The sequence below is a fragment of the Actinomadura viridis genome (genome assembly GCF_015751755.1).
Classification (GTDB): domain Bacteria; phylum Actinomycetota; class Actinomycetes; order Streptosporangiales; family Streptosporangiaceae; genus Spirillospora; species Spirillospora viridis.
The window spans coordinates 7,383,099-7,395,166 of record NZ_JADOUA010000001.1; the positions used below are offsets into that span (position 1 = coordinate 7,383,099).

General features: G+C 72.6%; 12 protein-coding genes. 2 read left to right on the forward strand and 10 right to left on the reverse strand.

The features are described 5' to 3' along the window. Window position 1 precedes the first annotated feature (1 nt). The 10 genes from IW256_RS33515 to dnaK all read right to left on the reverse strand — a co-directional run bounded on the left by IW256_RS33515 (window position 2) and on the right by dnaK (window position 9,844). Window positions 2-712, reverse strand: a complete 711-nt coding sequence (locus IW256_RS33515; protein ID WP_197014751.1) for a YidC/Oxa1 family membrane protein insertase — start codon at window positions 710-712, stop codon at window positions 2-4. A 49-nt stretch (window positions 713-761) separates the two neighbouring features. Next, on the reverse strand, window positions 762-1,079 hold the full coding sequence (locus IW256_RS33520; RefSeq protein ID WP_197014752.1) for a DUF6412 domain-containing protein: 318 nt from the start codon (window positions 1,077-1,079) through the stop codon (window positions 762-764). An 84-nt stretch (window positions 1,080-1,163) separates the two neighbouring features. Beyond that, entirely contained in the window at window positions 1,164-1,757 is a 594-nt protein-coding gene (locus tag IW256_RS33525) for a TIGR03086 family metal-binding protein (protein WP_197014753.1), read from the reverse strand. A 71-nt stretch (window positions 1,758-1,828) separates the two neighbouring features. Beyond that, window positions 1,829-2,347, reverse strand: a complete 519-nt coding sequence (locus tag IW256_RS33530) for an SRPBCC family protein (RefSeq protein WP_307829272.1) — start codon at window positions 2,345-2,347, stop codon at window positions 1,829-1,831. Then, window positions 2,344-2,739 (reverse strand): ArsR/SmtB family transcription factor, encoded by a 396-nt coding sequence (locus tag IW256_RS33535; RefSeq protein ID WP_197014754.1) that lies wholly within the window; start codon window positions 2,737-2,739, stop codon window positions 2,344-2,346. Before IW256_RS33535 ends, IW256_RS33530 begins: the two co-directional genes overlap by 4 nt. 113 nt (window positions 2,740-2,852) lie before the next feature. Further along, window positions 2,853-5,456 (reverse strand): ATP-dependent chaperone ClpB, encoded by a 2,604-nt coding sequence (gene clpB / locus IW256_RS33540; RefSeq protein ID WP_197014755.1) that lies wholly within the window; start codon window positions 5,454-5,456, stop codon window positions 2,853-2,855. Window positions 5,457-5,520: 64 nt separating this feature from the next. After that, entirely contained in the window at window positions 5,521-5,988 is a 468-nt protein-coding gene (locus IW256_RS33545; protein WP_197014756.1) for a heat shock protein transcriptional repressor HspR, read from the reverse strand. A 7-nt stretch (window positions 5,989-5,995) separates the two neighbouring features. Further along, window positions 5,996-7,186, reverse strand: a complete 1,191-nt coding sequence (gene dnaJ, locus IW256_RS33550; RefSeq protein WP_197014757.1) for a molecular chaperone DnaJ — start codon at window positions 7,184-7,186, stop codon at window positions 5,996-5,998. 106 nt (window positions 7,187-7,292) lie between these two features. Beyond that, complete coding sequence (gene grpE, locus IW256_RS33555) at window positions 7,293-7,982, reverse strand: nucleotide exchange factor GrpE (RefSeq protein WP_197014758.1); 690 nt, start codon at window positions 7,980-7,982, stop codon at window positions 7,293-7,295. Next, the gene (gene dnaK, locus IW256_RS33560; protein ID WP_197014759.1) at window positions 7,979-9,844 is read right to left on the reverse strand and encodes a molecular chaperone DnaK; all 1,866 of its coding nucleotides are present in this window, start codon (window positions 9,842-9,844) and stop codon (window positions 7,979-7,981) included. Before dnaK ends, grpE begins: the two co-directional genes overlap by 4 nt. Window positions 9,845-10,133: 289 nt before the next feature. Here dnaK and IW256_RS33565 point away from each other — a divergent pair, with 289 nt between their 5' ends. Next, window positions 10,134-10,751: an RNA polymerase sigma factor gene (locus IW256_RS33565; protein ID WP_197014760.1), complete on the forward strand. Its 618-nt coding sequence runs from the start codon at window positions 10,134-10,136 to the stop codon at window positions 10,749-10,751. Next, on the forward strand, window positions 10,748-12,007 hold the full coding sequence (locus tag IW256_RS33570) for a hypothetical protein (protein WP_197014761.1): 1,260 nt from the start codon (window positions 10,748-10,750) through the stop codon (window positions 12,005-12,007). The genes IW256_RS33565 and IW256_RS33570 overlap by 4 nt, the downstream gene beginning before the upstream one ends. Window positions 12,008-12,068 lie beyond the last annotated feature (61 nt).

Here is a 12,068-nt window from a genome sequence, read left to right on the forward strand (position 1 = left end):
GTCAGCTCGCGGGGGCCACGATCCGGCGGTGCAGGACGGCCCTCTCCGCGGCCGTCCACGCCGTCGTCGTCAGGAGGTAGAGCCCCGCCGCGAGCGGGACGAACGCCGCGAACACCACCGTGCCGAACGGCAGCACCCGCGCCAGCGTCCCCATCGGCCCTTCGGGGGCGGTACGGGCGGCCCGCCGCGACGTCCACCACGCCACCAGCGCCAGCGCGACGAACAGTCCCGCGAACACGAGCCCGGCCGCCGACAGCGCCCCGCCCGCGCCGACCAGGCCGACCCAGTTCTGCCCGAGCGGCGCGGCGAGGAACGTGTGGGCGAGCAGGAGGTTCTGGTGCCCGGCGACCGTGGCGGACACGAACAGCTGGTACATGACCATGAAGAACGGCGTCTGCGCGAACATCGGCAGGCACCCCGCGAGCGGAGTCGCCCCCTCCGCCGCGTACAGGCCGGCGGACTCCCTCCTGAACCGCTCGGGGTCGCGGGCGTGCTTCTTCTGCAGCGCCTGGAGCCTGGGCATCAGCCGTGCCCTGGCCCGTTCGCCCTGGGCGGCCTTGACCGCCAGCGGAACGAGCAGCAGCCGTACCGACGCCGTGAACAGGACGATCGCGAGGGCGGTGGCGAGCCCGCCCGCCGCCGGCTCGATCGCGTCGGCGAGGGCGGACACCAGGGTGTGGGCGGCGGAAACGGGCAGGTCGAACACGAACATGGAAGGACCTTCCGGGAGAGGGGATGGCAGGACCGCGTACCGGCCGCGCTCAGGCGGCCGCGAGTCCCCGTCCCGGTGCCCTCGGACGCGGCCGTCCCGCCGCGTCGGGGTCGCGCTGCGGCAGGAAGGCGGTACGGAGGGTCCGCTCGCGCAGCGTCGTCCGCACGCGCGCCAGCGCCGACCGGCGTTCCCGGCCGGACGCGCGCATCCGCACGACGGCGAGGGCGAGCAGCCCGGCCATCGTGAACGCGGCGAGCGTCAGCAGCACCGGCTGCCCGATCCCGAGCCCCGAACCGGCCTGTGAGGCGATCCACTCGGCCACGCCGAGAAGCCGCAGCATCGCCGCGATCCCCAGCACCAGCCCCACGGTCGCCCGCCTCCTCGCCATCCGGATCGGTCGACTCCGACTATACGGATGGTCGACCGTGATCGGCACCGCCCGCCGCTCACGTCAGGGGCGGCGCCCGGTGAAGCACAGGAACGCGGTCTGGGCGTCGGCGCCGGCGGGCGCCGGGACGCTCGGGTCGAACGATCCGGTCGCCAGCAGTGCCGCGTGGTGGGGGACGAGCGCCCGGTGGGTGCGGGCGACGGCGTCCGGGTCGAGTGCGTCGTCGCCGCCGGTGGCGCGGGCCAGGTCCCACGTGTGCACCAGCAGCTCCAGCGCGCCGATCATGTCGACGGCCCGTTCCAGCGGGACCGGCCCGAGCGGCCCGCCGGGCAGGGGGCGGGTGGCCAGGGCAGGGTCGCCGAGCGTCGCGAGCATGGTGTCCCGGCAGGCGGTGAACGCGGCGGCCAGGTCGGCGCCCGGCTCCACGGCGGGCGCCTCGGCCATGGGCGAGACCCCGACGCCGTGCGCGGGGGACGGCGGGGTGCCGTGGACGGCGGCGAGGATGCCGCGGTGCCCGTTGACGACGTGCGCGACGACGTCGCGGGCCGTCCAGTCCCGGCACGGGCTCGTGGCGTCCCACCGGTCCTCGGGGGTGGCGCGGACGCGGGCCAGGAAGGCGTCGGCCAGGCGGGCGTAGCGGTCGGCGATATCGGACATGAAGGAGTCCCTGTCGTTCGATGCGAGTACGGGGGTGGCGCGGGGGCCGGGTCAGTACGGAGGGAGCCGGGTCAGTGCGGAGGGAGCCGGTGCAGCGTGTCGTCCAGGCGGCGCATGACCGCCGAGCGCCATCCGCCGCCCATCACGGTGCGGGCGCGCCGCTGGAGCGGATCGTCGGGGTCGAACCCCTCGTGGACGAGGAACAGCCGGGTCCCGCGGCCCTCCGGCTCCAGCGTCCAGGTGATGGTCCAGTCCGCGCGGCCGGAGCCGGACGGATCGGCGTCGCGCCAGCCGACGCGCAGCATCCTTCGCGGCTCGAAGGCGAGCACTTCGGCCTGGACCACGCCCGAGAAGCCGGTGGAGGGCATGGCCTGGGCGCGCATGGTGTAGCGGTGCCCGACCCGGAGGCGGAAGTCGCAGGGCATGAGCCACCGGGCGATCAGGTCGGGTTCGGTCAGCGCCCGCCACACCTTGGCCGGCGGATGCGCCAGGAACTGGTCCACCCGGACGGTGGTCAGGTCGTCGCCGCCCAGGTCGTCAGGGGGCAGGTCGCCGCCGCCCAGGTCGCCACGGGGCAGGTCGTCGGTCACGGCGCGTCGTCCTCCATCGCGTCGAGGACGTCGCGCAGGCCGCCCAGCTTCTCGCGCCAGAACCGCTCGAACGGGTTGAGCCACTCCTGCACCTCGTACAGGGCGGCGGCCTCCAGCCGGTACAGCCGCTGCCGGCCCGCCCTGGTCTCGCTGACCAGCCCCGCCTCCCGCAGCACCCGCAGATGCTCCGAGAAGCTCGGGCGGGCCATGGCGAAGTGGGAGGCGAGCTCGGCGACGGGCCGCGGGCCCTCCTCGCGCAGCAGCCGCAGCACCTCGCGCCTTACCGGGCTGGCCAGCGCCGCGAAGACCCTCTCGCCCCGCGCCCCCACGGCGGTTCCGGTATGCGTGGTGCCTCCGGCAGGCGTGGCGCCTCCGGCAGGTGTGACGTCCATGCCCGCCACTATAGGTAGGAGATCTCCTACCTGTCACATCGACCCCGGTGAACGCCGAACGGGGCGCCCCCTCTCGGGGACGCCCCGTTCGCCGGTCGGTCGCCGGTCGGTCGTTACTTGGCGAGGGTCAGGCCGCGGGCCGGCGTCACGGTGAGGGCGTCGGCGGCCTCGTCGAGATCGACCACGACCTCGTCGCCGTCGCGGATCTCCCCGGCCAGCAGCTCGCGGGCTAGCTGGTCGCCGATCGCGGTCTGCACCAGCCGGCGCAGCGGGCGCGCCCCGTACAGCGGGTCGTAGCCGGTCAGCGCCAGCCACTCGCGGGCCGCGTCGGTCACCGTGAGGGTCAGCTGACGGTCGGCCAGGCGGCGGGCCAGCCGGTCGACCTGCAGGTCCACGATCCGGGTCAGCTCCTGCGTGGACAGGGCGTCGAACAGGATCACGTCGTCCAGCCGGTTGAGGAACTCCGGCTTGAACGCGGTGCGCACCGCGGTCATGACCGCGTCCCGCTTGGCGCCGTTGTCCATCGTCGGGTCCACCAGGAACTGCGACCCCAGGTTGGACGTCAGGATCAGGATCGTGTTGCGGAAGTCGACCGTACGGCCCTGGCCGTCGGTCAGCCGGCCGTCGTCCAGCACCTGGAGCAGGATGTCGAAGACCTCGGGATGGGCCTTCTCCACCTCGTCCAGCAGGACCACCGAGTACGGGCGGCGCCGCACGGCCTCGGTGAGCTGGCCGCCCTCCTCGTAGCCGATGTAGCCGGGAGGGGCGCCGACCAGGCGGGCCACCGAGTGCTTCTCGGAGTACTCGCTCATGTCGATCCGGGTCATCGCCCGCTCGTCGTCGAACAGGAACTCCGCCAGCGCCTTGGCCAGCTCGGTCTTGCCGACGCCGGTCGGGCCGAGGAACAGGAACGAACCGGTCGGGCGGTCCGGGTCGGCCACGCCCGCGCGGGCGCGGCGCACCGAGTCCGACACCGCGCGCACGGCGGTCTCCTGGCCGATCAGGCGCCGGCCCAGCTCCTCCTCCATGCGCAGCAGCTTGCTGGTCTCGCCCTCCAGCAGCCGCCCGGCCGGGATGCCGGTCCAGGACGCGACCACGTCGGCCACGTCGTCCGGGCCGACCTCCTCCTTGACCATGGCGTCGCGGTTCTCGTGGTCGGCCTGCTCGGCGGCCTGCTGGAGCTGCTTCTCCAGCGCCGGGATCTCGCCGTAGGTCAGCCGGGCCGAGGTCTCCAGGTCGCCGTCACGCTGGGCGCGCTCGGCCTCGCCGCGGAGCTGGTCGATGCGCTCCTTGATCTCACCGACCCGGTTGAGCCCGGCCTTCTCCTGTTCCCACCGGCCGACCAGGGCGTTCAGCTGCTCCTGGCGGTCGGCCAGGTCGCGGCGCAGCCGTTCGAGCCGCTGCCGGGAGGCGTCGTCGGTCTCCTTGTCGAGGGCCAGCTCCTCCATCTTGAGCCGGTCCACCGAGCGCTGCAGCTCGTCGATCTCCACCGGCCGCGAGTCGATCTCCATCCGCAGCCGGGACGCGGCCTCGTCCACCAGGTCGATCGCCTTGTCCGGCAGGAACCGGGCGGTGATGTAGCGGTCGGACAGGGTGGCGGCGGCGACCAGCGCCGAGTCGTTGATCTGCACCTTGTGGTGCGCCTCGTACCGGCCCTTGAGCCCGCGCAGGATCGCGATCGTGTCCTCGACCGACGGCTCCCCGACGAAGACCTGCTGGAACCGGCGCTCCAGGGCCGGGTCCTTCTCGATCCGCTCGCGGTACTCGTCCAGCGTGGTCGCGCCGATCATGCGCAGCTCGCCGCGGGCCAGCATCGGCTTGAGCATGTTGCCCGCGTCCATCGCGCCCTCGGCGGCGCCCGCGCCGACCACCGTGTGCAGCTCGTCGATGAACGTGACGATCTGCCCGTCGCTCTGCTTGATCTCGTTCAGGACGGCCTTGAGCCGCTCCTCGAACTCGCCGCGGTACTTGGCGCCCGCCAGCATCGCGCCGAGGTCCAGCGCGACCAGCCGCTTGCCGCGCAGCGACTCGGGGACGTCCCCGGCCACGATGCGCTGCGACAGCCCCTCCACGACGGCGGTCTTGCCGACGCCCGGCTCGCCGATCAGCACCGGGTTGTTCTTGGTACGGCGGGACAGCACCTGCACCACGCGCCGGATCTCGGCGTCCCGGCCGATCACCGGGTCGAGCTTGCCGTCGCGCGCGGCGGCGGTCAGGTCGACCCCGTACTTCTCCAGCGCCTGGTAGGTGTCCTCGGGGTTCTCGCTGGTCACCCGGGCGTGCCCGCGCACCTTCTCGAACGCCTCCAGCAGCGCGTCCGGGGTGGCGCCGTACTCCTTGAGCAGCCCCGCGACCGGCCCGCCGTCGGCGGCCAGGCCGACCAGCAGGTGCTCGGTCGAGACGTACTCGTCCTCCAGCCGCTTGGCCCGGTTGGCGGCGGTGTTGATCGCCACGATCAGCTGCCGCGACATCTGCGGCGAGGCGACGGTCGAGCCCGCCGCCTTCGGCTGGGCCGCCAGCTGCTCCTCGGCGCGGCGGCGCACCGCCTGCCAGTCCGCCCCCACCGCCTCCAGCAGCGGCACGGCGGTGCCCTCGGGCTGGCCGATCAGCGCGACCAGGAGGTGCTGGGGCTCGACCTGGGGGTGCCCTTCGGCGGCGGCCCGGCGAACCGCGACCGACACCGCCTCCTGGCTCTTCTGCGTGAGTTTGTAATCCATGTTCTGTTCGCTCCCCGTCCGTCACGTCAGTCCCGTAGGCCCCGCCGTCACCGGTCAGGCCGTGTCAGTCCTTGCGGCTCCGCTCCTGCCACACCACGACGCCGGTGTGGCGGATCGGCACCAGATCGCCGCCGGGCGCGCCGCCGGAGCCGTCCTGGCCGCCGGCGGCACCGCGCCGCCGCTGCTGCGCCAGCCGCGCCGCGACGGCCCGGGTCGATTCGAGCTCGTTGGCCAGGTCCTCCAGGGCGGCGCGCGCCTTGGCCAGCTCCTCGCGGAGCACGACGTTGTCGCGCTGGAGCTCCAGGATGTGCTTGATGCCCGAGAGGTTGATGCCCTCCTCCTGGGAGAGGCGCTGGATCTCGCGGAGCATCACGATGTCGCGCATCGAGTAGCGGCGGCCGCGCCCGGCCGTGCGGCCGGGGCACACCAGTCCCAGCCGGTCGTAGGTACGCAGGGTCTGCGGATGGAGGCCGGACAGCTGGGCCGCGACCGAGATCACGTAGACCGGGGTGTCGTCGCCGAACGGGTCCATGTGCGTCTCACTCCTCCCGGGCCTGGCGAAGAAGCTCACCGCGCAGGTCGTCGCCCGCGGCGGTGGCGCGAAGCCGTTCGAGGGCCTCGCGGGTCTTGTCGTCGACCTTCTGCGGCACCTGGACGTCCACCGTCACCAGCAGGTCGCCCTTGGTGCCGTCGCGCCGCGGCGCGCCGCGCCCGCGGACCCGGAAGGTGCGGCCGTTGGGGGTGCCCTCCGGCAGCCGCAGCGTCACCGGCTGGCCCTGGAACGTCGGCACCCTGATCTCGGCTCCCAGCGCGGCCTCCGGGAAGGTCACCGGCACGGTCAGCGTCAGGTTGTCGCCGGTACGGCCGAACACCGCGTGCGGCTTGACCTTGATGTTCACGTACAGGTCGCCGGCCGGGCCGCCGTTCTCGCCGGGCGCGCCCTTGCCCTTGAGCCTGATCTTCTGGCCGTCGCCCACGCCCGCCGGGATGCGGGCCTGGATGGTCCGGGTGCCGGTCGCCCGGCCGCTGCCGTGGCAGGTGGGGCACGGGTCGTCCACCACCAGCCCCCGCCCGCGGCACTCCCGGCACGGCTCCTGGAACCCGAAGCTGCCCAGGTTGCGGGTCTCGTGCCCGGTGCCCTCGCAGGACGGGCACACCCGCGGCACGGTGCCGGCCTTGGCGCCGGTGCCGTGGCAGCTCGCGCAGCCGGCCTCGCTGGTCAGCTTGAGGGGGACGGTCACGCCGTTCATCGCCCGGCCGAACGACAGCGTCACCTCGGTCTCGACGTCGGCGCCGCGCCGGGCCCGGCGCGCCCCGGTGGTCCGGGTGCCGCCGCCACCACCGCCGCGGCCGAACAGCCCGCCGAACAGGTCGCCGAGCCGGTCGCCGGCGCCTCCGGCGCCACCGCCACCGCCACCGCCCCCGGTCTGCCCGAAGATGTCCCCCAGGTCGAAGCCGAAGCCCCCGCCGCCCTGCTGGCCGCCGCCGAACCCGCGCGGCATCGACCGCACCGCGTCGTACTCCTTGCGGCGCTTCTCGTCGGAGAGGACGTCGTAGGCCTCGGAGACCTCCTTGAAGCGGTCCTCGGCGTCGGTGTCGCCCTTGTTGGCGTCCGGGTGGTACTTGCGGGCCAGCTTGCGATAGGACTTCTTGATCTCGTCCTGTGAGGCGTTCTTCGCGACACCGAGGACCTTGTAGTAGTCCTTCTCCAGGTAGTCCTTGGTGCTCACGGCGCCCCGCTCTCTGCTCGTGCCACTGCGTCAGTCGTCTCGGTCCCGGGTGGCCCCGCCCCGGACGGGACGGGGCCACCGCGGAGTTCGCCGTCTCCGGCGTCGGTCAGGCGTCGGCGCCGGCCTGGCCGCCGTTCTGGTCGTCCGCGGAGCCGGCGGCGCCCGGCTCGGCCCCGCCGGTCGCGGCGCCCGGCTCGGGCTCGGCCACCGCGACCCGTGCGGGACGCAGGACGCGCTCGCCGATCCGGTAGCCGGGCTGGAGGACGTCGGTCACGCTCGTCTCGGTCACCTCCGCCGAGTACCCGTGCATCAGCGCCTCGTGCACGGTCGGGTCGAAGGGCTCGCCCTTCTCGCCGTACCGCTGGAGACCGAGCTTGCCGGTCACCGCCTCCAGCGCCTCGCCCACCGACTTGAACCCGCCGACGAGCTCGTCGTGGTCGCGGGCCCGGCCGATGTCGTCGAGGACCGGCAGGAGTTCGTTCAGCACGTTCGCGAGGGCCTGCTCGCGGACCGCGACCCGGTCGCGCTCGACTCGCTTGCGGTAGTTGTCGTACTCCGCCTTGAGCCGCTGCAGGTCCGCGGTGCGCTCGGCGAGCTGGGTCTTGAGCGCGGTGGACGCGCCGTCGTCCGCGCCCGGCGCTGTCGCGCCGGGGGCGGATCCGGCGGCCCCGGGCGGAGGCGGGGCGGCCGTGGCCGGCTCCCGAACCTCGCCCGTCTCGGGGTCGATGCGCCGCTTGTCGCGGATCACCGGACCCTCACGCTCCTCGCCCTCGCCCTTCGTGGGAGGGTTCGTCACGCGGCACCGTCCTTCTTGTCCTTGTCATCGTCCACGATCTCGGCGTCGACGACCTCGTCGTCCTGACGGGCGTCGTCGCCGCCCGTCGCGCCGGCGGTCGGCCCGGCGTCGGCCGGGGCCCCCTCGGCGTTCTGGGCGTACAGGGCAGCGCCCATCTTCTGGCTGACCTGGGCCAGCTTCTCGGCGCTGGTGCGGATGGCGTCGACGTCGGTGCCCTCGAGGTTCTTCTTGACCTCGGCGACGGCCTCCTCGACGTCCTTCCTGAGGTCCGCGGGGACCTTGTCCTCGTTCTCCTTGAGGAACTTCTCGGTGGAGTAGGCCAGGCCGTCGGCCTGGTTGCGGACCTCGGCCTCCTCCTTGCGGCGGCGGTCCTCCTCCGCGTACTGCTCGGCGTCGCGCATCATCTTCTCGATGTCGTCCTTGGGCAGCGCGCTGCCGCCCGTGATGACCATCGACTGCTCGCGGCCGGTGCCCTGGTCCTTGGCGCTGACGTTGACGATGCCGTTGGCGTCGATGTCGAAGGTGACCTCGATCTGCGGCACGCCGCGCGGCGCCGGGGGCAGGCCGGTCAGCTGGAAGGTGCCGAGCTTCTTGTTGTACGCGGCGATCTCACGCTCGCCCTGGAAGACCTGGATCTCCACGGACGGCTGGTTGTCGTCGGCGGTGGTGAACGTCTCCGACCGCTTGGTCGGGATCGTGGTGTTCCGCTCGATGATCTTCGTGAAGATGCCGCCCTTGGTCTCGATGCCCAGGCTCAGCGGGGTCACGTCCAGCAGCAGGACGTCCTTCACCTCGCCCTTCAGGACACCCGCCTGGAGGGACGCGCCGATCGCCACGACCTCGTCGGGGTTGACGCCCTTGTTGGGCTCCTTGCCCGCGGTCAGCTCCTTGACCAGCTCGGACACGGCGGGCATACGGGTCGAGCCACCGACCATGACGACCTGGTCGATGTCCTTGACCCCGATGCCGGCGTCCTTGAGGACCTGCTGGAACGGCGCCTTGGTGCGCTCCAGGAGGTCGGCGGTCAGCCGCTGGAACTCGGCCCGGGTGAGCTTCTCGTCCAGGTGCAGCGGGCCTTCGGAGGAGGCGGTGATGTAGGGCAGGTTGATCTGCGTCTCCGAGGAGGAGGACAGCTCGATCTTGGCCTTCTCCGCGGCCTCCCGCAGCCGCTGCAGGGCCATCTTGTCCTTGGCCAGGTCGACGCCGTTGGCGTTCTTGAAGCGCTCCACCAGCCAGTCGACGACCTTGTTGTCCCAGTCGTCGCCGCCCAGGTGGTTGTCGCCGGAGGTCGCCTTGACCTCCACGACGCCGTCGCCGACCTCCAGCAGGGACACGTCGAAGGTGCCGCCGCCCAGGTCGAACACCAGGATGGTGGCCTCGTTCTCCTTCTCCAGGTGGTACGCCAGCGCGGCCGAGGTCGGCTCGTTGATGATGCGCAGGACGTTCAGCCCGGCGATCTGCCCGGCCTCCTTGGTCGCCTGCCGCTGGTGGTCGGAGAAGTAGGCCGGGACGGTGATGACCGCGTCGGTCACCTTCTCGCCCAGGTAGGACTCGGCGTCCCGCTTGAGCTTCTGCAGCACGAACGCGCTGATCTGCTGCGGGGTGAAGTCCTTGCCGTCGATCGAGGTCTTCCAGTCGGTGCCCATCTCACGCTTCACCGAGCGGATGGTGCGGTCCACGTTGGTGACCGCCTGGCGCTTGGCGACCTCGCCGACCAGCACCTCACCGTTCTTCGCGAAGGCGACGACAGACGGCGTGGTCCGCGACCCCTCCGCGTTGGCGATCACCGTGGGCTCGCCGCCCTCCAGGATCGCGACGACCGAGTTGGTCGTCCCCAGGTCGATACCGACCGCACGTGTCATGTCTCTCGTCCTCCGTCGTGGGTGGGTCCGTCTTGGTATATGGCTCCGGCCGGTGTTCCTGTCCTGTCCGGTATGGGTGCGACCGGTCGAGTGTCCTGCTCGCAAGAGTGCCGCGAGCGACGCTCGGTGTCAAATCACTTGAGTCTTGACGGCTCAACTTTGCTGACGATCTCTTCAACAGGACGAGCGGGACATCTATTCCGGTTCCAGGCGCGCCCCTCCGTGAAGGCGAATCATCGGAGCGGATGAGAACGGGGTGACCCGTCTCCCCCACGAGAAGGACTTCCCCATGAGACAGAGCCACACCTCGGACGGCGTCACCGTGTCCGATCCGCCGGTGGACGACGCCGAGCTGGTCGCGAGGTCGTGGCATGAGCCCGAACTGTTCGCCGGGATCTTCCACCGCTACTTCGAGGAGATCCACCGCTACGTCGCCCGGCGGCTGGGCACCGACGCCGCCGACGACATCGCCGCCGAGACGTTCCTGGCCGCCTTCCGGCGCCGGCGCCGGTTCGACCCGGCCAAGGGCGCCGTCCGGTCCTGGCTGTACGGCATCGCCACCAACCTGGTGGGCCTGCACCGGCGCGCGGAGGGGCGGCGCCTGCGCGCGCTCGCCCGCGTCCCCGCCGAGCGCGCGGCGCACGACCACCAGGACCGGGTCGCCGCCCGGGTGAGCGCCGGAGAGGTGTCCGGGGACCTCGCCAAGGCGCTGGCCCGGCTGCCCCCCGGAGACCGTGACGTGCTGCTCCTGGTGGCGCTCGCGGGCCTGTCCTACGACGAGGTGGCGGCGGCGCTGGGGCTCAAGAACGGAACGGTGGCCTCACGGCTGAACCGGGCTCGAAAGAAGTTGCGTGCCGCGCTGGGCGGGGTCGATCCGATGCTCACCACCGAGGAGTCCACCGCATGAACCGGATGAACGACGAGATGGACGAAGAGATGACCATGGTCCGTTCTCTCCTCCCCGATCCCCCGCCCCCGTCCGCCCGCGCCACCGCCGAGGCGCTCGCGGCGCTGGAGGCCGACATCGCGGGCCGGGACACCGGCCGCCGCGTCCGGACGGGGCGCACCGCCCCCGTCCGCCGCGTACTGCCGTCCCTGCGCCCGACCGCGCTCGGCGGCCTCACCGGGCTCGTCGCGGCGGGCGCCGCCGCGGCGGTCGCCGTCGCCACGTTGGGGGGCGGCGGCGACCCGGTGGCGCCGGAAGCGGCGGATCAGCCCCCCACCGCGCGCTCGATCCTGCTCGCGGCGGCCGAGCAGGCGGTGAAGGAGTCGCCCGGCCGGTACTGGAGGTTCCAGCGGGAGAACGCCCAGGCGTACCGCGTCCAGGGGAAGGGGGGCGGCTACACCGTCCTCGGGTCCGTCACGCAGTGGGACGACTGGAGGGCCCGGTCCGCCTCGGACGCCGACGTCCTCTACACCCGTAGCCTGGGCAGCCGTCCCCTGACGCCCGCGGACGCCGCGGCCTGGAAGAAGGCCGGCGCCCCCGGCTCGCTCCGTGTCCGGTCCAACGACCTCTGGCTCACCCTGACCATGGCGCCCGAACGCGGCATCGGCGGCCGGCCGGGTGAGTGGACGTCCGAGCGCACGAGGCCGGCGGACAGGAAGAAGCTGGTCGATCAGGCCGAGGAGATCTGTGCCCGCATCAAGAAGTACAGCGCGTCCGAGCCCGATGTGGACGAGAGATGTGAGGCGGTCAGGAAGAAGTCGCGGATGACCCTGGAGGGTCAGCGTGCCCTGGCGAACGACCCGGCGCGGTTCAAGGAACTCCTGTTCCCCAGGGGCGGGCCGGGGAGGACCGGAGCGGCGGACGATCTCATGTTCGGCTTCGACTTCCTCACCCGGCAGCCCGCCTCGCCCGCCGTCCGCGCGGCCGCCTTCCGCGAGCTGGCCGAGATCAAGGGAGTCCGCTCGATCGGCACGGTGAAGGACGGCGAGGGCCGTACCGGCATCGGGCTCGCCGCGCGCGGCGAGATGCGGCACGACACCGGCACCGTCTACGACTACCAGCTCATCCTGGAGCCGAAGACCTACAGGATCCTGGCCGGTCAGAAGCTGGTGGTGAAGGCCGGAGGCGGCGACACGGGGATGCGGCCCGGTGACGTCCTCCACCAGGAGATCGTGCGCGGGGCCGGCTGGACGAACGAGAAGCCGCACCACCCCTGACCCGCCCCGCTCCTCCTCGTCCCGTTCGAGGACGGGGCCGAGATCCCGTTCGGGCTCCCGT

Excerpts from the sequence above, each read along its gene's own strand:
- IW256_RS33525 (WP_197014753.1), bottom strand. The coding sequence starts at position 1,757 with ATGTCCGATATCGCCGACCGCTACGCCCGCCTGGCCGACGCCTTCCTG.
- IW256_RS33570 (WP_197014761.1), top strand. The coding sequence starts at position 10,748 with ATGAACCGGATGAACGACGAGATGGACGAAGAGATGACCATGGTCCGT.
- dnaK (WP_197014759.1), bottom strand. The coding sequence starts at position 9,844 with ATGACACGTGCGGTCGGTATCGACCTGGGGACGACCAACTCGGTCGTC.
- clpB (WP_197014755.1), bottom strand. The coding sequence starts at position 5,456 with ATGGATTACAAACTCACGCAGAAGAGCCAGGAGGCGGTGTCGGTCGCG.
- IW256_RS33535 (WP_197014754.1), bottom strand. The coding sequence starts at position 2,739 with ATGGACGTCACACCTGCCGGAGGCGCCACGCCTGCCGGAGGCACCACG.
- IW256_RS33545 (WP_197014756.1), bottom strand. The coding sequence starts at position 5,988 with ATGGACCCGTTCGGCGACGACACCCCGGTCTACGTGATCTCGGTCGCG.
- IW256_RS33565 (WP_197014760.1), top strand. The coding sequence starts at position 10,134 with ATGAGACAGAGCCACACCTCGGACGGCGTCACCGTGTCCGATCCGCCG.
- IW256_RS33515 (WP_197014751.1), bottom strand. The coding sequence starts at position 712 with ATGTTCGTGTTCGACCTGCCCGTTTCCGCCGCCCACACCCTGGTGTCC.